Genomic DNA, 16,888 nt, shown 5'->3' with positions numbered 1-16,888 from the left:
CCGAGGAAGCACGGCGACGACTGCCTGCAGGAATTGCGCTGGCTCTACGACCGGCGCGATCTCGCAGAGGCCAGGGCTGATCTTGCCGCATGGCTGTCCAAATGGTCCGCCCGCTACCCGCGGCTGACCACCTGGGCGGAAGAAGCCATAGAACAGACGCTGACTTTCTTCCGGCTGCCGCGTCAGCATCACAAGCACCTCAAGTCCACCAACATGCTTGAACGGCTCAACGAGGAAATCCGCCGGCGCACCTATGTCGTGCGCATCTTCCCGAACGCCGAAAGCTGCCTGCGCCTGCGCCTGGTCAGCTGGCCGTCGAAACCAATGAAAACTGGATGGAGGCCAACCGCTATATCAACATGGATGATCTGCGCGAGCACAAGAAGCTCGCTCTACGCCAAGCCGCATGACCAGTTTCATGATCGCCCATTTTGCAGAACTTGACGCACACAACCGTAGGGAAGGGCGGATTTAACCCCCAAAACACCCGCGACAGAGATGCTCAAGTCACGCTCTTCAAAGCCATTCTGATTAGACGTGACGCTGCGTTCGCAAAGGGTATCGAGCGGGTTAGTTATGTATGAAAACTGTGACGCCCCGATCGAGCACGGATTCGCACGCATATTTCTCTAACCCACGCCTCTCGGGCGAATGAACCGCCTCTCTGCTTACTCTGGCCGTGCCGTCTTCTTCTCCCGCGGCAGTTCGCGTCTTTGTTTGCAGACGACCACGATCGATTTGTCCCAGCGATCCACTCGCCGCTGGGATAGATGATTGCTTTGCTGATCTTGAGGAACGATGGCCTGATCCGCATGCAACGCGCCCGTTCGAAGAGTCCCGTCGCTTACCTGGCCGTGACAGCGAGCGATGACTTATTCAGGGGTGAGCAAGTTGAGGGTCAGGCATTGGCGGGACAGATAGCAGAGTTGTGCAACAGATTGTTGCACCCGCGACCACGTCGGTAGAGACCCGAGGAGAAATGTCGGCGGCATCACCGCGGACGCTCGTGGTGACCCGAAGCTCTCAATAGAGCTCAATGACCGCTTTGCGTCTAATATGACAGGTCGAGCGCGCTACCCTCTTGCCTGAAAACCGGAACGGCCGGTTGCCGAATGGCTAGTTATCCAGAACCAATCTGACTTTCTGGGCGAGAGCTTGGAGGGTAGCGGGTTTCTGCAGGAGTTGAACGTTTGGATCGATGATCCCATTGCGAACTATGGCATCACGTGCGTAACCGGACGTAAAGAGCACCCTCAAGTCAGGCCGCAATTCAACGGCAGCATCCGCAAATTCCCGACCGTTCATTCCGGGCATGACAACATCCGTCAGCAGCAAGGAAACGTCTCCTCGATCCTCAAGAATGCGCAGGCCTTCAACCCCATTCTCAGCAGAAATCACCGAATAGTCGAGATCCTCGAGCATTTGCATTGTCAGTTGTCTTACACTCGCCTCGTCCTCGACGACGAGGATCAATTCCTCTGGCTTGCCATTGGCAACGTCTTGGCTGTTCGCCCGCCGTGCTCCATCGGCGGGACCATTGTGCCTTGGCAACCAGATGCTGATGGTAGTCCCCACCCCCAGTTTTGAATCGATTTTGACATAGCCACCGGACTGCTTGACGAAGCCAAACACCTGACTCAGCCCAAGGCCGGTTCCCTTGCCGACACCTTTGGTGGTAAAAAACGGCTCGAAGGCTCTTTCCAGAACCTCCGCGCTCATACCCGAGCCCGTGTCCCTCACCGCAATAAGGACGTAGGGGCCGGGGGAAATGCCATGATCTGCAGCAACCGACTGGTCGACCAGGAGTGCAGAGGTTTCGATTGTCAGGGTTCCGCCCTCCGGCATGGCATCGCGAGCGTTGACCGCCAGATTTACGAGGACATTTTCGAGTTGGCTGGGATCAGCGAGCACTGCACCGTCATCGGATTGCACGACCGTATTGAGTGTTACGTGCTCGCCCAGGGTCCGGCGCAAAAGCTCCGACATATCCTGCACCATCCGGCCGACGTCGAGGGATTCAGGGGAAAGCGGCTGCTGCCGGGAAAAAGCCAGTAGCCTTTGCGTCAGCATGGCAGCTTTGTGGGCACCCTCGGTCGCGGCTGCGATCAGTTGGTGCACGCCGGGCTCGCCGCGGTCGACGCGCCGCTGGATCAAGTTGAGTCCTGAGATGACAACTCCCAACATGTTGTTGAAGTCGTGCGCGATACCGCCCGTGAGTTGCCCCACCGCCTCCATTTTCTGGCTTTGGCGCAGCTGATCCTCCAAATTCCTGCGGACGTTGAGGGGGAGCCGTCATCTGATGCTGGCCTCCGATCCAGCCAGCATCTTGAATCACAAAACCACTCTCACGGGAATCCCGCAGATTCAGTCAAAATCTGAACTGCTCTAAGCGTCCATTCAAGCGGCTCGTGATCTGGTTGCTCGTGCCACATCACTTGACGGAAGTCGCGGCGGTCAACCTGCTGGCCGCATATCGGGCCAAAGGTCGAAACGGTCTTGTCCGTCTGCCGGCGAATGTGGTTTGCCGGGGATGCGTGGGCCAAGGGCTGCTATTCTGGTCATGCTCGAACGAACACGATTCCGCGGCAAAAGTTCCGTCAGTTTGGTCTTCTCAGTTGGTGAAAGACATCGCACCAAAAGCGGAAGTCATTTGGTCGGCCGTCGAAATGTGCCTCCAAAGCGCAGTGCGCCACGGCGGTCGGCGCTTCAAGCCCATAGAGTTCGATCGCAGATTGAGCGGCCTGACCTTGGTCGACGAGATCGGCAATCTTCAAAGCCGTAAATCAGCGCTCCGCATTGCGAGCCTTCCGGTATGAGTTCCGAGCCTAAGACGCTCCTGAGTAGGCTTTTCGCCCTTATTATTTTCTCTGCCGCCGGCGCCACTGTCTATTGTCGGTGGCGAGGCCGCTGCCACCTTCTGAGCGGGCGAGCGATGGAGTGCCTTCGACGGTGAAGACGATTCCGGCGTCTTCAAACGCTTTGCGGATCGCCGCGATGTTGTGGGGACGCGATTTCCTGAATCCGTTCTCAAGATCGCTGATGGCCATTTCGCTAAGATCTGCCTTTGCGGCAAGTCGCACACGCGACCAGTTCAGTAGGGCTCGTGCTGCTCTGGATTGATCTGCTGAGAGTACGGTTCGGCTGTCCATAAACAGTCGAACATTCAATATCGCTTAAATGTTCCTCTTGACCTTCTGCGATTTCTAACGGCGTGATGCCGGCCTCTCGGGTAACGCGGCGGGGTTTTCCAATAACTTTGCGGAACGCTGATCGTCACGCCGCAACGTCTTCTTTTTCGGCTTGGTCTTCTCAACCAGATCTGGCCTTTTCGCTATCAGGTAGTCAGCCTTGTTCGTTCGATAGTCTTCTTTGTGGATGGACATTTCTACAATCTCCATTGTGGAGATCAACGCGGCTGGAAGCCGACAAGGTCGATCCGAACGGCGCACCGTCCTAATACGAGTCTTGTCGACCATACCAGTCGTCGACGTCTCGCCGCACGCGATCCTTCTCAATGCCGTAGCGTTCCTGGATCGTACCTTCGAGCTGATCGCGGTTGCCGGCTATGCGGTCGAGATCATCATCAGTGAGCTTGCCCCACTGCTCCTTGACCTTACCTTTGAATTGCTTCCAATTTCCTTCGACGCGATTCCAGTCCATGATGGCGATCTCCTTTCGTTGTCCTTTCGAATAACGGTCGTATGGCTGTCAGGTTCCGCTGCAGGTAAGCGCGCTTGCTTGTGATCTAGCAATGGAACCTAATGCCCGTCGACCGCATGTGTGCGCCGGCCTTTTCCGGTTTGGGAACACAGCCGGCCTTTTGCCGTTGGTCTGGAACAGCTTCGCAAGGAAATGCACGTGCTCGCCGATCCGGGCATCTGGGTCGCGTTGGCGGCTGTGTTCATCCCTTATGGAGTCGGTGTCGCACTGCTTCTGAGGGTAGCCGGTTGATGGACCTGCCAGCGCTGCTCTGGCGTCAGATGAGCGGATTTCCATAGAAGCCGCCTCAACTTGGCGGCGGGGGGTCTTCGCGTTCGGCCATCTGTTCCAAGAGCTTCCTTGACGCAGCCAGGACGCGGCGTACGTGGGGAGTTGAGTTCGCCGACCATATCGATGGCGAAGGCGCCGGACAGGGCGCCACACGTCTTGGCGGGGCGCTCTGAGGGCGTTGGCGATGTCATCGAAGATCGCTTCCATCGGTCGAGTCTCGAACGCCGAACCTGTGAATCCCCTGTTTGTTCCGTCAAAGTCTAACGATCAGGGAAGCGCCATTGAAAGCACGTGCAGTAACGGTTGATTCAACCATTGCTGGTAAATTGTGAAATGTGGGTGGCGGCTCCGACAGTTCGGGGTGGAACTCAATGCCGAAGCCGCCTGCGCAGCCAAGGTTGGGGTTTGACCGCGCCGTCCTATAATGGGACAGCGCGGTCAACGATTCGTTAAAACGTTCTGGAACTAATTAAGCACGCGCTAATTGACTCGCGGTCTCGGGAGTCAGTGCATGCGTGAAGTTCATTCCTCCGATGGTGCCGATTTTGGCGGGACAGGCCTCCCGAGGGCATTGCACAGCGTCACGTACCGGCCGCCGCCTTCGTCTTCCCTCTTCTTAGAGATCCGCCATTCGTTGGGCGAGTGGGTTGTTCGCATCATAGGGAGGAACGGTGAAACGTATTCCCGAGCATTCGAATATGAAGCAGATGCCGTCGCTTTCGCTGGCGATCAGTCTTCTCGTCTAGGATTGGAAGCTCCCCCGAAGCGAGCAACTTGACGAAATCAGCGAGAGACGCGCTGAAGCAGAGCGACTATCTGTTTCGCGGTCTCGTCGGTCCCGATCACTGGCGACTGTCGTGCGTCATCTTTCTGTATGATCGATGACGCCTGTTCGGGGGTGGTATCATCCTCCAGGTCGAACTCACGGACTCCGATGGGGGTTCTTGCCTTACATCTCACACATGGATTTTTGGTGCGAAGCCAATTCATAGTGATTGGGCCGACGTGCGGCCTGATTGAAGGTCAAAAGCTACTTCGGCGGCTGCGAACAGCCTAGTCTATGACCTCGCCACCGAACAGCCGGAACCTAAGCGCTTAATGGAGCTTAAGGCTCCATGAGTACACGCGGTATCAATTTCCTCGATCGCTGGGATCGGCAACAATCTCCCCGAAACGGCGAAGGCCGACACGGTTTCGATAAGTGAGTACACACACAAATTGTACGCCGACGCTAAGGCGCTCGGGATCAGGCGCGAAGAGATCGACGAAGAAGTTGACAGCCTATATCGGACGCTGGTCGATGCGCCTTCGGAACTTACCCCCCCTATAAATTAGCAGGGGAGGCACGGCATTCTTCAAGCCGTCGCTCTTATCCTTTCCCGATAGCTTCACCGGACATCGCGCTGGCCGACACCTTCTTGCGCAATGCCGCAGTGTGCCTCGATGGCGCTGACCGGGCGGCGGATCTGGGCAGGCGCAATGCGGCCCTTCACGCCATCGCCATCGCCATTGAATTGCTCCTGAAGTCGCATCTTCTCAGAACAGCGACCGACGATCGCTGGAATCGCCGCCATATCGGGCACGATCTCGGCAAGGCCGCTCGTTACGCCGAGAGAGCTGGATTGGGCCTGCCACCGCAACTGCACAGCGTCATCGCCCAGCTTCATCCTCATTTTCAGCGTGGCGGCTTCCAACGGGACCCAGCGCGTTCATGGCCGTCCGGTTTATCGCTCGACGCCCGCCACATCGCGCGGCGGCTTGCTCAGACTCTCATGGAACATAAGCGTCGCGCTAACGACGCCGCTGCTCCTGACTTGAAGATGACCCCACCCCCGCGATCCATTGCGCTGATCCTTGGTCCAGCCGACGGCCTGACGCCATCAACCCGCAAGGGGTCGGACTACGCGAAGCGTGCCGCCGCTCCGGCTTCGCCTTCGCGGTGATTGCGGCCATCCGCCGAACACATCGGGCGCCTGTCAGCGGGGGAGGGTCCTCCGCTTCAAACAGGAGCCGGATCGATGTCCCTCGCCGACGCGCATGCCTTCGCCTTCAGCCTCGCCGCCACCCTCATGGTCGCCATCGTCATCTTTCGTGCCGGCGACGGCACTCTCTCGGTCGTGCCGGCGAACGAGTATGACGGCGACGACACCGCCATCATCGGCGAAATCGACCGTTCGCCCCAGGACGGGGCTAACATTGCCGCTGGCGAAACAGAGCTTTGGCATCTCGCCGGTGCTTTTCGTTGCTATGCTCTGCGCGGCGTTGCGGTGGTGGTGGAAGGCGCAATCGCCAGAGCTATTCTCGGAGACACCACCATGATCATCCTCGGCATGTTCGTTTGTATCGCGGCCATCGGCATCCTGTGCTGGTTGCTCTTCACGCTTGCTATCTTCGCCCTTCCGTTGTTCGCAGGGGTCAGCGCAGGTACGTGGGCATTCAACACCGGCGCCGGCTGGCTTGGCGCGATCCTCGTCGGCATCCTGGCAGCCGGGTTGACGCTCGGCGTCGGCCAAATCCTCCTCGGCGTTATCAGCTCCATGTGGGCGAAGCTGGCGATCACGCTTGTCTTCGTCGCGCCTGCGATGGTTGCCGGCTACCATGCCACCCATGGCATCGCGAAGCACATGATGCCTTCGGAAACCTGGCAGGTCGTCTTCTCCGTCATTGGCGCGACCGCCGTCGGCGTCACGGCATATCTGCGGGTCGCGGGCATGACGTCAGCCGACCAATCCGGCAGGGACGTGGTTCGAGCCTAGACCCCCGCGGGCGGCGCAGGTGGACCAGACCGACGAAGGCCTAGCCTCCTCATTATCGGTGGTTGGAGCAATCGGGTTCCATGCCAGGATCGAGCAACGGCCACGTGCCGGCGCGGCCCCGTCTGGGACTTGGACTTTCTTTGGTCGATGCCCATGGCAGACCGACAAGTCGGTAGCAGGACGGCAGCGCGCGCGGTGGCGGCGGCGTTGCAGGTGCGCGGAATCTGTGCCTGGAATGCGTGGGCGATGCCGGTGAAGCCTGTAGCGATCTGCCGGAGGCGCGTTGCACGCCAACGTCTCCGTTCCCAATCTGTCCCAAGAGCGCTCCAAACGGCCTCTTCAATGGGCTGATCTGGCCGAACGACGGCTGAAGCCTCGACCGCCTAGGCCGCAACGGCGCATCTCGACTTTCTTCCCCTGCCGGCTCCCACCCCAATCCGCAAGCGCATGGGGACCCCGAGCGCCGCCATTCCTCGCGAGACAAGAAAGTCGTTCCTGCGCCGTCCTCCGCGTTGCTCCGGTCGCAAGCGATGCGTCGTCGGTCGCCTTCGGCCACCCGATCGCCATCGAGGCCGCATGGTGCGGGCTCGGGAACAGAAAACGGAGACTTACAATGGCTACCATCGGCACCTTCAAGAAGACCGCCTCGAACGAATTCACCGGGGACATCGTCACCCTCAGCGTCCAAGCCAAGAACGTGCGCATCGTCCCAGACACACGCGCCACCGGCGAGAACGCTCCCAGCCACCGGGTGCTGGTCGGCCGCGCCGAGATCGGCGCCGCCTGGTCGAAGACCTCCAACGAAGGCCGCGATTACCTGGGTCTCAAGCTCGACGATCCGAGCTTCAACGCCCCGATCTACGCCAACCTCTTCGACGACGAGGAAGGGGAGGGTTTCTCGCTCATCTGGTCCCGCCCGAACGCGCGGCGGGGTGACTAAGGACCCGCGCAGGCCCCGGCCGGACGCCGGGGGCCTTCTTCCGCGGACGTCCGGTTCGATTCACTCAAGCCGAGAGCGATGCCGAAACCGCATCGCCTGATGCTTATCAACCGTCCTCCATCGGCGCTGTTGTTTCTATAAAATGCAGGCTTTCACTGTGAAGACGAGGCAAGCGATGATCGAGCCGTTTGACGAAACCGCGCCGACCAGTGACGAACTCACCGAATACGATCGGGAACACGTCAAGCTCTATGTGCGCCTGCTTGACGCCGCCGACGACGGCGCGGACTGGCGCGAGGTGGTCGAAATCCTCTTCGGCATTGATCTGACGAAGGAGCCACAACGCGCCCGGCGCATCCACGACAGCCATCTGGCGCGAGCGCGCTGGATGGCGCGTGCAGGCTACCGTCATCTCTTGCGTCGACCCGGCAACTAGCACCACAGCGCCTGTGGTTCGCGGGTGATGCCGAAGTGGCATCACCCGATGCCCGGCAAGGGTCTTCCGCCAATCGCTACAACCCGGAATCGTTTGGAGGCGGGGTCTACGCGTTGTTTGCGAGGAGCTCTTGGATGAGGCCGGATACGTCGCATTGGCGAGACAATGCCAGCTATGATTATTTTGATACATTACCTATCGAAGGGCTCGCCTGGGAGTGTCTGCGGCGTCACCAACCCTATCAACGGCACTACCAAGCGCTCCTTACCACAAGATCCGAAAAAGCACCCTTCCACCCTGAGGCACAGCGGCAGTGGGGGTTGCGATTTCCCGGCCACGCCGGATTTGTCCGCCTTGGCGCAAGACGTTCTGTGGTCGCCTGACGTCGATCCAGCTGTGGTTTCTCTCGTGCCGGCGCCGGAATTCCTGTCGTCCTTGCGATCGGCGCCGTTGACCGGCCTGGGCGTGGTCCACGACAGCCCGGAAGGACGCCACACTGTCCATAGTGCAGGTGTCGTCACCCAACTTCTCCTTCTGCCCGGCAGTGACCCGCACGGTCACCTGGCGGCGCTGATCCCCTTGGACGCAGAAACATTGGGACGGATCGAAGCACTCACCCGTTTCTGGCGTTCGTTGCAGGGGCGCCCCAAACCTTCGGACACGCGGATGACCCCGCAGCAGCGCCGCCGCTTTCGTCTGATGATGCAGGCCGCTGACGGCCATTCGAATGGCGCGAGCTACCGCGACATTGCCGTCGCCCTTTACGGGTCTAAGCGCGTCGCTGCCGATCCCTGGAAAACTTCCGCACTGCGCGACGCGGTGATCGGCCTGGTCGAAGGTGCCACCGCCATGATCGGCGGTGGCTATTTGCAAATCCTGCGTCATCGCCGCCGATCCTAGCGGGTCTGGCCGCGCAAAAGGGGTGGAGTTTTAGCCCCCCTCAACTTCCCCATCCCTGACGAAGCTTACTCTCCGCCACCGTGGTCTCCGCCCACCGCTGAACGCCAGCGGCTGCCCAAGACCCCACGGAGGTTCGACCCATGCGACCCGATATCGCCGTTTTGCCGCCGCGCTTCCTGCGCACCAAGGAGGCCGCGGATTTCCTCAGCCTGTCCGCCCGCACGCTCGAAAAGCACCGGACCTATGGCACTGGTCCTTCCTACCGCAAGCTCGGCGGCCGTGTCGTCTATGCCGTCGACGATCTTCAGGCGTGGGCCGAACGCGGCGCTGTCACGTCTACATCCGATCCGCGGGGGTCGGTCCTGCCGGCCAAGCGTCACACGCCGACGCCGCCGACGCACGGCGGACGATACGCACGCTGACCGCGCGCGGATTTCCAATGGTGGCTCGAAACCAATCCCTTTCGGAGCGCGGGCAGCTCGACCTGTTCCGGGCGCTGCCTGGCGACTTCGCCCCACGAGACGCGCAGGATCTCATGGCCTATCCGTTCTTCTCCCTTTCCAAGACGCATCGCATCACCCCGATCGATTTTGCGGCCGGCAACGTCACGATCCGGGTCGAAGCCGTGCCCGATCATGGCATGGCGACCATCTGGGACGCCGACATCCTGATCTGGGCCGCAAGCCAGATCGTCGAGGCGCGCGACGCGGGCCTTCGCACCTCGCGCCTGATGGCCGCCACACCCTATGAGATTCTCACCTTCGTCGGCCGCGGCAAGAGCCTGCGCGACTATCAGCGCCTGAAGGCGGGGCTTGACCGGCTGCAGTCGACCACCGTCTCGACGACGATTCGTCAGCCCGCCGAAGGCCGGCGTCACCGCTTCTCATGGATCAATGAGTGGCAGGAGCGCATCGATCGCCATGGCAAACCCGCGGGGATCGAGTTGATCGTCCCCGACTGGTTCTACCAGGCAGTCCTCGATGACGCGCTCGTGCTGACGATCGACCGCGCTTATTTCGACCTGACTGGCGGGCTGGAGCGCTGGCTCTATCGGCTGGTGCGCAAGCACGGCGGACGCCAGCCCGACGGCTGGCGCTTCGACTTCCGTCACCTTCACCAGAAATCCGGCAGCCTGTCGCCCCACAAGCGCTTTGCCTTCGAGCTGCGCGACATCATCCGCCGCCAGCCGCTGCCCGGCTACACCCTTGCGCTGGAAGTGGAGATTGGCGGCCGGGTTCTGCTTGCCTTCGAGCGGATCGGCTCCTGTGGAAGGCCTGTGGACGGCCTCGTGCTATCGGGAACCGGACCTATCGTGCCATCGGGAACCGCAGGCTCGTGCTATCAGGAACCGAAACGGCGCCTAACCCTGGGAAAGCAAAGCCGAAATCGCGCCCTTAACTTAGACTCTAACCCAGATTCTAACTTTGAAGCGCGCGCGCAAGATGGGCAGAGGCTCGTACGGCGAGCCAGCCACGCACTCAGCGTAACCACCAACAACACCCCCAACACGTCGACGGTTTCTGGCGGTCGCATCACGGCAACCAGCGCTTCCGAAGGTCCGACTCCGCCGCTTGATCCGCGCTCGGGAGCCGCCCGATGAGCGCCGCACCCCTAAATCGAAAGAGCCGTGTCGGGAAGGCAACTTTGACGCTGCATCTCGCCGGTGAATTGGCCTGCAAGGGAAATCAGTTCGCGACCTTCGTCGTGCGCCCCACCACCGACATGACGACTCAGGAGCGCGCACGCATCGCCGCTTTCGAGAACGACGTCATCGTCGCCGAAACGCTGCGCGCGAGGCTCGCGCGCGAAATTCCCACCACATCAGGAGAACCGAAATGACTGGCATTGCGGCTCCCCGCACGCGCGGCGCATTCCCGGCCACGCACCACGCTGCCGATAATCTCGTCCATGTCGAACTGACCTGGGTCGAGAAGAGGATCGAGAACTGGATACGGTTCGGCACGCCCGCCCAGGAACAGATCGTCGATCGTCGCCGGCGGATCCTGTCCTATCGTCCCGGCGTGGTCTTCGCCTTCGTGCGATGGGCGGCGAACGACTTCGGAACGATCATCTCACGCATCGACATCGTGCGTGCGGTCGCGTCTGGCGAAGCCTATCAGACACTGCCCTTCGTGCGACCCGGCGGCGACATCCTGCTGAAGGTCGAGAGCTGGCCCAAGGTCGAACGCGTGCTGCAGGCGATTGACGCCATCCAGCGCCTCGGCATCGAGCCTGAGTTGGTGTCGCCTGATCATTGGCGGCACATCCACAACCGGATAACCGCCGGCAATGCGCCGCGCAGCTACACACTCGACCAACATCGTGCCTTCCTGCTGCGCAAGAGGACTGAGCCGTGACGCGCGCCGGGATCATCTTAGCCAGCGTTATCGCAACCATGGGCGTCGGTTATCCCGGCCTCACTTCGATGCCCGCGAAGCTCATCTGGAATGCGTCAGCCAGCGCACCGATCGGCTTCTACACGATCGACTTCGACGGACCCTTCGAGGTCGCCGATCTTGTGGCCGTCGACGCGCCCGAGCCGCTCGCGGCGTTCCTCGCCGATCGCGGCTATCTGCCGAGGGGCGTGCCACTCCTGAAGCGCATCCTTGGCGTATCGGGGCAACGGGTCTGTCGCTCGAACCTCACCATCACGGTCGATGGTATCGAGGCGGGGATGGCGTTGACGCGTGACCGGGCCGGTCGTGACCTGCCGGTCTGGCAGGGCTGCCGCCGCATCGCGAGCGGCGAAGTCTTCCTGATGAACCGGCATGTCCGCGACAGCTTCGACGGCCGCTACTTCGGCCTCCTCTCCACCAGACGGATCATCGGCCGCGCCGTTCCGCTGTGGACAGACGAGGACGGCAACGGCCGCTTCGAATGGCGCGCGCCAACGCGGTGAGCGCGCGACCAGCGGCGCGCGTCGTGGCGCCAGTCTTCATCACCGCACGACTCGAAAACAGGAGCCTGACATGCAACAGATCGGAGAATTCACGCGCCAGAAGACTGGCTATAGCGGGCGCATCCACACGCTCAGCCTCAACCTGGATATTGCCATTGTGGCGGCAGAGGCGAGCGAAACGGAGAATGCGCCTGACTACCGCATTCACGCCGCAAGCGAGGACGGCCCCGAGATCGGCGCCGGCTGGAAACGCTCCAGCGAAAAGGCCGGAGACTATGTCTCGATCCAGCTCGACGACCCGACCTTCGCGCAGCCGATACGCGCCAACCTCTTTCGCAATGGCGACGACAAGACGTCCTGGTCGCTGCACTGGGCGCGCCCGCGCGACCGTAGCGAGAAGGATTGAACGATGCGCGCTCGCCGTCCGTCGACGAGCCATCGCGGTGCGCCCGGGCCGCTTCGCGCTGCCTGGCGCATGGCTCTGCTCCTCCTTTGCGGCCTGTCCGTCGCGACCGTCATGCCGGCGGCAGTGGCGCAGGAAACACCTCTCACACGATCGTCGCAACGCGATCCGTTCGGCGCGCATATCGCAGAAGCCTCGCACCGCTTCGGCGTCCCGACCGCGTTGATACGCGCCATCATGCGCAAGGAGAGTGCGGGCGATATGCGTGCCGTCTCCAGCGCAGGCGCCCGCGGCTTGATGCAGATCATGCCCGGAACATGGGACTATCTGCGCGCCCGCTGGTCGCTTGGCCGCGATCCATTCGATCCCCGGGACAACATCCTGGCTGGAACGGCGTACCTGCGCGAACTGCACGATCGCTTCGGCTCTCCGGGATTTCTGGCCGCCTACAATGCGGGACCTGCACGCTACCAGGCCTACCTCACTGGGCGTCCGTTACCGGCCGAGACCCGCGCCTATGTCGCCGCATTTGCGCCCCTGATCGGTGAAAGCGAGGGTATGCGCCCTTTCGCCGTTACGTCTGTCGAGGCCATTCCCTGGAAGCGCGGCTCGCTGTTCGTCGGTCAGCCGGATCGCAAACAAGCTGTCGCTCGGGTGCCAACCGAGCGACCACCAAATGACGCGAGCTCTGCGCCCACCGTGCGCGATGTGTCCGCCATCGTGCCGCTGTCCGAAGGCCTCTTCGTGGCGCGAGCGGGCGAAGGGATACAGCCATGAGCGCACATGGGCGTCTTTGCGCAACCGCAAGCTCCAGCGCACCATGGCGTGGGTGGAGGCGGAAAATGTGCAGAACAACCGAAGGATGGCGAGATAAAAGGCCGCGAGGTGCGGCGTCGATCGGTTGTGCTGTTTCAAGAGGTTATGTGGCATTTCCGCGAGGTGCGAACAAGTGGCGCACCTCGCCGGAACACCGTTTCACCTGTGATTTCGGTGCCTTGAGACGATGTGCGGATCTTCACGATGACTGACGAGGATGGTTTCCGCATCCGGCCCGGCCGCATCCGCTCGCCCAGTGCCCAGCGCGCCAGGCCCTTCATCGCGCAGGCGCTTGCCGCCGCCCGGAAGGCCGGCGCCCGCATCTCTCGCTCCGGCCGGATCAGCCCGGGCAATCGCTCGACCTTCGGGCGTGGCCGCTCGGCGAGCGTGCGCGCCAATCGTCTCCTCACCGGCCGCTCGCGAGCCGTGATCATCAAGACACGGCTGGTGCGCCATCACGCGCGCGGCGCCCCGCTTGCCGCTCATCTCACCTATCTGCGCCGCGAGGGCGTCACCCGGGACGGGGAGAAGGCAAGGCTGTTCGGGCCGGAGGACGGGGAGGTGGATGGCGGTGCTTTTGCCGAGCGGTGCGGCGATGATCGGCACCACTTCCGTTTCATCGTCTCGCCGGAAGATGCCGTCGACATGGCGGACCTCAAATCCTTCGCCCGCGATCTGATGGGTCAGATGGAAAAGGACCTCGGCACGAAACTGGATTGGGCTGGCGTCGATCACTGGAACACCGACAATCCGCACCTTCACATCATCCTGCGCGGCCGCACTGATGACGGGCAGGATCTCGTGATCTCCCGCGATTACATCAAGGAGGGAATGCGCGCCCGCGCCGCCGACCTCGTTACCCAGGAGCTCGGCCCGCGCACCGATCTCGACATCCGCCGCAATCTGCAGCGTCAGGTCGAGGCCGAACGTTGGACCCAGCTTGACCGGCAGCTTGTTCGCGATTGCCGCGACACAGGCGTTGTCGATCTTGCGTCCCCGGCGAGCGCTCAGCCCGATGAGTATCACGTGCTGAAGGTCGGGCGGGCGCGCAAGCTCGAAACGCTTGGCCTTGCCGAACAGGTCGGCCCAGGCCAATGGAGGATCGACGAAAAGGCCGAGGCGACGCTGCGCGAGCTTGGCGAACGCGGTGACATCATCAAGCGGATGCACCGCGCCCTGACAGAACAGGGCATCGAGCGCGGGTCGGCGACCTATGTGCTCGCGGCGGAGCGCCTCGACACGCCAATCGTCGGTCGGCTGGTCGACCGTGGTCTCGATGACGAGTTGAAGGGCAGTGCCTACGCCGTGATCGATGGCACCGACGGCCGCACCCATCACATCAAGCTGTCCGATCTCGATGCCGCCGGCGACAGCGCTCCGGGTTCCATCGTTGAGCTGCGCAAGTTCCATGACGCGCAGGGACATGGGCGCGCAGCACTCGCTGTCCGTTCCGATCTCGATATTGAGCGGCAGGTTACCGCCGCCGGCGCCACCTGGCTCGATCGCCAGAACATCGCCCGCGAACCGACTGCGTTGTCGGAAGGCGGCTTCGGCGCCGAGGTGCGGCAGGCGATGCAGCTCCGTGCCGACCACCTCGTCCAACGGGGCCTCGGCGAGCGGCATGGCCAACGCACAACCTTCACCCGCAACCTGATAGACACGCTGCGTCGCTGCGAGTTGGAGGCGCTCGGCGAAAAGCTCTCGGCCGAAACCGGCCAGCCGTTCAACCGCGTTCGCAGTGGTGAGTTTGTGGCCGGTTCCTACCGGCAACGTTTCACGCTCGCCTCCGGCCGCTTCGCCATGATCGATGACGGCCTCGGTTTCCAACTGGTGCCTTGGACGCCGTCCCTGGAAAAACATCTTGGCAGCCACGTCTCTGGCGTCGCTCGCAATGACGACGGCATCGACTGGAGTTTTGGCCGCAAGCGAGGCCTCGGCATCTAGTCTCAATTTGAAGAAAGGACTGCAGCATGTCCGCCACCAAAATTCTCTGGGGCCAGATCCTCGCCGTCTTGATGATCGTACTGTTCACGACCTGGGGCGCGACGGAGTGGGTGGCCTGGCGCCTGGCATTCCAGCCCGAGCTGGGCAGGCCATGGTTCCGTGTCCTGGGCTTTCCGTTCTACCTTCCGCCGTCATTCTTCTGGTGGTGGTATGGCTTCGATGCCTACGCGCCGTCGATCTTCGTAGAGGGAGCCTTTATCGCGGCTTTCGGCGGTTTCGCCTGCGTCGCCGTCGCCATCGGCATGTCGGTCTGGCGGGCTCGAGAGGCCAAGAAGGTCGAGACCTACGGCTCCGCCCGCTGGGCCGACAAGCAGGAGGTCAAGGCAACGGGCCTTCTCGGCTCCGATGGGGTGGTGCTTGGGCGCTTTGACGGCGCCTATCTGCGCCACGATGGACCGGAGCATGTGCTGTGCTTTGCGCCCACACGTTCGGGCAAGGGTGTCGGCCTGGTCGTCCCGTCGCTGCTGACCTGGCCGAGCTCCGCCGTCGTTCACGATATCAAGGGCGAAAACTGGCAACTCACCGCGGGCTTCCGCGCCATGCATGGGCGGGTCCTGCTGTTCGATCCCACCAATCCCAAATCCTCATCCTACAACCCGCTGCTCGAGGTGCGTCGCGGCGAATGGGAAGTCCGCGACGTTCAAAACATCGCCGACATCCTGGTCGATCCCGAAGGCTCGCTCGAGAGGCGAAACCATTGGGAGAAGACCAGCCATGCCCTGCTGGTCGGCGCGATCCTGCACGTCCTCTACGCCGAGCCGGTCAAGACGCTTGCCGGCGTCGCCGGATTCCTCTCCGATCCAAAGCGTCCGATCGAATCGACGTTGTCCGCGATGATGAAAACCGCGCATCTGGGGCAGGCTGGTCCGCACCCGGTCATCGCCAGCGCCGCGCGAGAGCTCTTGAACAAATCAGACAACGAACGCTCCGGCGTGCTGTCCACCGCCATGTCATTTCTTGGCCTCTATCGCGATCCTGTCGTGGCAGAGGTCACGCGCCGCTGCGACTGGCGCATCAGCGACCTTATCGACGACGAGCATCCGACGACACTCTACCTCGTCGTGCCGCCGTCCGACATCAATCGGACCAAGCCGCTCATTCGCCTGATCCTCAATCAGATCGGCCGCCGCTTGACTGAAGATCTGCAGGTCAGGGCGAAAGGGCACCGGCTGCTCCTGATGCTCGACGAGTTCCCGGCGCTTGGCCGCCTCGATTTTTTCGAATCGGCGCTCGCCTTCATGGCCGGCTACGGGCTGAAAAGCTTCCTGATCGCTCAATCCCTCAACCAGATCGAGAGGGCGTACGGCGCCAACAATTCGATCCTCGACAACTGTCATGTCCGGGTAAGCTTTGCCACCAATGACGAGCGCACCGCCAAGCGCGTGTCCGACGCGCTGGGAACAGCGACCGAGATGAGGGCCATGAGGAACTATGCCGGCCACCGGCTGTCTCCGTGGCTCGGTCATCTCATGGTCTCCCGCTCGGAGACGGCTCGCCCGCTGCTCACGCCGGGTGAAGTCATGCAGCTGCCGGCGACCGACGAGATCGTCATGGTCGCGGGTGCGCCGCCGATCCGCGCCAAAAAGGCGCGCTATCATGAGGATGCTCGCTTCCGGGAACGTATCCTGCCGCCGGCCCGGGGGAGGGGGGCGGGGGGGGGGGGGGGGGCGGGCGGCAGGGAGGACCGGGCGGAGGGGGGTTTTCACCAAAGACCCGGGCGCCGGCGATTGGGGGGGTGGGGTGG

The 16,888-nt window shown here is 62.1% G+C and carries 20 protein-coding genes and 2 pseudogenes; 17 read left to right on the top strand and 5 right to left on the bottom strand.

Features of this window, described 5'->3' with window-relative positions; translation table 11 throughout:
- Positions 1–410 (top strand): annotated as a pseudogene (locus NKH35_RS29245) (transposase); the annotation flags it as partial.
- Positions 411–1,116: 706 nt separating this feature from the next.
- On the opposite strand, the gene NKH35_RS29240 reads toward NKH35_RS29245, so the two are convergent.
- Positions 1,117–2,265, bottom strand: coding sequence for an ATP-binding protein (locus tag NKH35_RS29240; RefSeq protein ID WP_023690463.1), 1,149 nt, complete (start codon positions 2,263–2,265; stop codon positions 1,117–1,119).
- Positions 2,266–2,408: 143 nt separating this feature from the next.
- Here NKH35_RS29240 and NKH35_RS29235 point away from each other — a divergent pair, with 143 nt between their 5' ends.
- Entirely contained in the window at positions 2,409–2,816 is a 408-nt protein-coding gene (locus NKH35_RS29235; protein ID WP_156936055.1) for a hypothetical protein, read from the top strand.
- 42 nt (positions 2,817–2,858) lie between these two features.
- Here NKH35_RS29235 and NKH35_RS29230 read toward each other — a convergent pair whose 3' ends face one another.
- The 3 genes from NKH35_RS29230 to NKH35_RS29220 all read right to left on the bottom strand — a co-directional run bounded on the left by NKH35_RS29230 (position 2,859) and on the right by NKH35_RS29220 (position 3,660).
- The gene (locus tag NKH35_RS29230) at positions 2,859–3,149 is read right to left on the bottom strand and encodes a helix-turn-helix domain-containing protein (RefSeq protein ID WP_031203328.1); all 291 of its coding nucleotides are present in this window, start codon (positions 3,147–3,149) and stop codon (positions 2,859–2,861) included.
- 54 nt (positions 3,150–3,203) lie between these two features.
- Positions 3,204–3,383 carry a hypothetical protein gene (locus NKH35_RS29225; protein ID WP_023697507.1) on the bottom strand — a complete coding sequence of 60 codons (180 nt, stop codon included), beginning with the start codon at positions 3,381–3,383 and terminating at the stop codon, positions 3,204–3,206.
- Between the two features lie 70 nt (positions 3,384–3,453).
- Positions 3,454–3,660 carry a CsbD family protein gene (locus NKH35_RS29220; RefSeq protein WP_023690464.1) on the bottom strand — a complete coding sequence of 69 codons (207 nt, stop codon included), beginning with the start codon at positions 3,658–3,660 and terminating at the stop codon, positions 3,454–3,456.
- A 1,445-nt stretch (positions 3,661–5,105) separates the two neighbouring features.
- Between NKH35_RS29220 and NKH35_RS29215 the strand changes: the two are divergent.
- Positions 5,106–5,325: pseudogene (locus tag NKH35_RS29215) on the top strand (DUF768 domain-containing protein).
- 53 nt (positions 5,326–5,378) lie between these two features.
- On the opposite strand, the gene NKH35_RS29210 reads toward NKH35_RS29215, so the two are convergent.
- The gene (locus NKH35_RS29210; protein WP_023694917.1) at positions 5,379–5,657 is read right to left on the bottom strand and encodes a hypothetical protein; all 279 of its coding nucleotides are present in this window, start codon (positions 5,655–5,657) and stop codon (positions 5,379–5,381) included.
- A 351-nt stretch (positions 5,658–6,008) separates the two neighbouring features.
- Here NKH35_RS29210 and NKH35_RS32060 point away from each other — a divergent pair, with 351 nt between their 5' ends.
- From NKH35_RS32060 to NKH35_RS29140, 14 genes are all read left to right on the top strand, one after another.
- Positions 6,009–6,746 carry a hypothetical protein gene (locus NKH35_RS32060; protein ID WP_023673531.1) on the top strand — a complete coding sequence of 246 codons (738 nt, stop codon included), beginning with the start codon at positions 6,009–6,011 and terminating at the stop codon, positions 6,744–6,746.
- Between the two features lie 613 nt (positions 6,747–7,359).
- Positions 7,360–7,686, top strand: a complete 327-nt coding sequence (locus tag NKH35_RS29200) for a DUF736 domain-containing protein (RefSeq protein WP_023673530.1) — start codon at positions 7,360–7,362, stop codon at positions 7,684–7,686.
- A gap of 175 nt (positions 7,687–7,861) precedes the next feature.
- Entirely contained in the window at positions 7,862–8,122 is a 261-nt protein-coding gene (locus tag NKH35_RS29195) for a DNA -binding domain-containing protein (protein WP_023673529.1), read from the top strand.
- 134 nt (positions 8,123–8,256) lie between these two features.
- Complete coding sequence (locus NKH35_RS29190; RefSeq protein ID WP_084013101.1) at positions 8,257–8,505, top strand: transcriptional regulator domain-containing protein; 249 nt, start codon at positions 8,257–8,259, stop codon at positions 8,503–8,505.
- Positions 8,477–9,022, top strand: coding sequence for a DUF2285 domain-containing protein (locus NKH35_RS29185; RefSeq protein WP_023673528.1), 546 nt, complete (start codon positions 8,477–8,479; stop codon positions 9,020–9,022). The genes NKH35_RS29190 and NKH35_RS29185 overlap by 29 nt, the downstream gene beginning before the upstream one ends.
- Before the next feature lie 140 nt (positions 9,023–9,162).
- Positions 9,163–9,444 carry a helix-turn-helix transcriptional regulator gene (locus NKH35_RS29180; protein ID WP_023690466.1) on the top strand — a complete coding sequence of 94 codons (282 nt, stop codon included), beginning with the start codon at positions 9,163–9,165 and terminating at the stop codon, positions 9,442–9,444.
- A 17-nt stretch (positions 9,445–9,461) separates the two neighbouring features.
- A complete protein-coding gene (locus NKH35_RS29175; RefSeq protein WP_023690467.1) occupies positions 9,462–10,622 on the top strand; it encodes a replication initiator protein A in 1,161 nt (386 codons plus the stop codon).
- Positions 10,619–10,861 carry a hypothetical protein gene (locus tag NKH35_RS29170; RefSeq protein ID WP_156936056.1) on the top strand — a complete coding sequence of 81 codons (243 nt, stop codon included), beginning with the start codon at positions 10,619–10,621 and terminating at the stop codon, positions 10,859–10,861. Before NKH35_RS29175 ends, NKH35_RS29170 begins: the two co-directional genes overlap by 4 nt.
- The gene (locus NKH35_RS29165; RefSeq protein ID WP_023673524.1) at positions 10,858–11,379 is read left to right on the top strand and encodes a DUF2840 domain-containing protein; all 522 of its coding nucleotides are present in this window, start codon (positions 10,858–10,860) and stop codon (positions 11,377–11,379) included. The genes NKH35_RS29170 and NKH35_RS29165 overlap by 4 nt, the downstream gene beginning before the upstream one ends.
- Positions 11,376–11,921 (top strand): S26 family signal peptidase, encoded by a 546-nt coding sequence (locus tag NKH35_RS29160; RefSeq protein ID WP_023697510.1) that lies wholly within the window; start codon positions 11,376–11,378, stop codon positions 11,919–11,921. The genes NKH35_RS29165 and NKH35_RS29160 overlap by 4 nt, the downstream gene beginning before the upstream one ends.
- Before the next feature lie 70 nt (positions 11,922–11,991).
- Entirely contained in the window at positions 11,992–12,327 is a 336-nt protein-coding gene (locus NKH35_RS29155) for a DUF736 domain-containing protein (RefSeq protein ID WP_023690469.1), read from the top strand.
- A 3-nt stretch (positions 12,328–12,330) separates the two neighbouring features.
- The gene (locus tag NKH35_RS29150) at positions 12,331–13,101 is read left to right on the top strand and encodes a lytic transglycosylase domain-containing protein (protein WP_050588961.1); all 771 of its coding nucleotides are present in this window, start codon (positions 12,331–12,333) and stop codon (positions 13,099–13,101) included.
- A gap of 243 nt (positions 13,102–13,344) precedes the next feature.
- On the top strand, positions 13,345–15,084 hold the full coding sequence (locus NKH35_RS29145; protein WP_023697513.1) for a relaxase/mobilization nuclease domain-containing protein: 1,740 nt from the start codon (positions 13,345–13,347) through the stop codon (positions 15,082–15,084).
- A gap of 26 nt (positions 15,085–15,110) precedes the next feature.
- Positions 15,111–16,888 (top strand): conjugal transfer protein TraG (locus tag NKH35_RS29140; RefSeq protein ID WP_352917207.1); only part of this gene is annotated, 1,778 nt, incomplete at its 3' end.

The organism is Mesorhizobium sp. M1143 (assembly GCF_040318435.1).
Taxonomy (GTDB): domain Bacteria; phylum Pseudomonadota; class Alphaproteobacteria; order Rhizobiales; family Rhizobiaceae; genus Mesorhizobium.
This window is presented reverse-complemented; position numbering and strand designations above follow the sequence as displayed.

Excerpts from the sequence above, each read along its gene's own strand:
- NKH35_RS29230 (WP_031203328.1), bottom strand. The coding sequence starts at position 3,149 with ATGGACAGCCGAACCGTACTCTCAGCAGATCAATCCAGAGCAGCACGA.
- NKH35_RS29225 (WP_023697507.1), bottom strand. The coding sequence starts at position 3,383 with ATGTCCATCCACAAAGAAGACTATCGAACGAACAAGGCTGACTACCTG.
- NKH35_RS29220 (WP_023690464.1), bottom strand. The coding sequence starts at position 3,660 with ATGGACTGGAATCGCGTCGAAGGAAATTGGAAGCAATTCAAAGGTAAG.
- NKH35_RS29210 (WP_023694917.1), bottom strand. The coding sequence starts at position 5,657 with ATGAAGCTGGGCGATGACGCTGTGCAGTTGCGGTGGCAGGCCCAATCC.
- NKH35_RS32060 (WP_023673531.1), top strand. The coding sequence starts at position 6,009 with ATGTCCCTCGCCGACGCGCATGCCTTCGCCTTCAGCCTCGCCGCCACC.
- NKH35_RS29200 (WP_023673530.1), top strand. The coding sequence starts at position 7,360 with ATGGCTACCATCGGCACCTTCAAGAAGACCGCCTCGAACGAATTCACC.
- NKH35_RS29195 (WP_023673529.1), top strand. The coding sequence starts at position 7,862 with ATGATCGAGCCGTTTGACGAAACCGCGCCGACCAGTGACGAACTCACC.
- NKH35_RS29190 (WP_084013101.1), top strand. The coding sequence starts at position 8,257 with ATGAGGCCGGATACGTCGCATTGGCGAGACAATGCCAGCTATGATTAT.
- NKH35_RS29180 (WP_023690466.1), top strand. The coding sequence starts at position 9,163 with ATGCGACCCGATATCGCCGTTTTGCCGCCGCGCTTCCTGCGCACCAAG.
- NKH35_RS29175 (WP_023690467.1), top strand. The coding sequence starts at position 9,462 with ATGGTGGCTCGAAACCAATCCCTTTCGGAGCGCGGGCAGCTCGACCTG.
- NKH35_RS29170 (WP_156936056.1), top strand. The coding sequence starts at position 10,619 with ATGAGCGCCGCACCCCTAAATCGAAAGAGCCGTGTCGGGAAGGCAACT.
- NKH35_RS29165 (WP_023673524.1), top strand. The coding sequence starts at position 10,858 with ATGACTGGCATTGCGGCTCCCCGCACGCGCGGCGCATTCCCGGCCACG.
- NKH35_RS29155 (WP_023690469.1), top strand. The coding sequence starts at position 11,992 with ATGCAACAGATCGGAGAATTCACGCGCCAGAAGACTGGCTATAGCGGG.
- NKH35_RS29150 (WP_050588961.1), top strand. The coding sequence starts at position 12,331 with ATGCGCGCTCGCCGTCCGTCGACGAGCCATCGCGGTGCGCCCGGGCCG.
- NKH35_RS29145 (WP_023697513.1), top strand. The coding sequence starts at position 13,345 with ATGACTGACGAGGATGGTTTCCGCATCCGGCCCGGCCGCATCCGCTCG.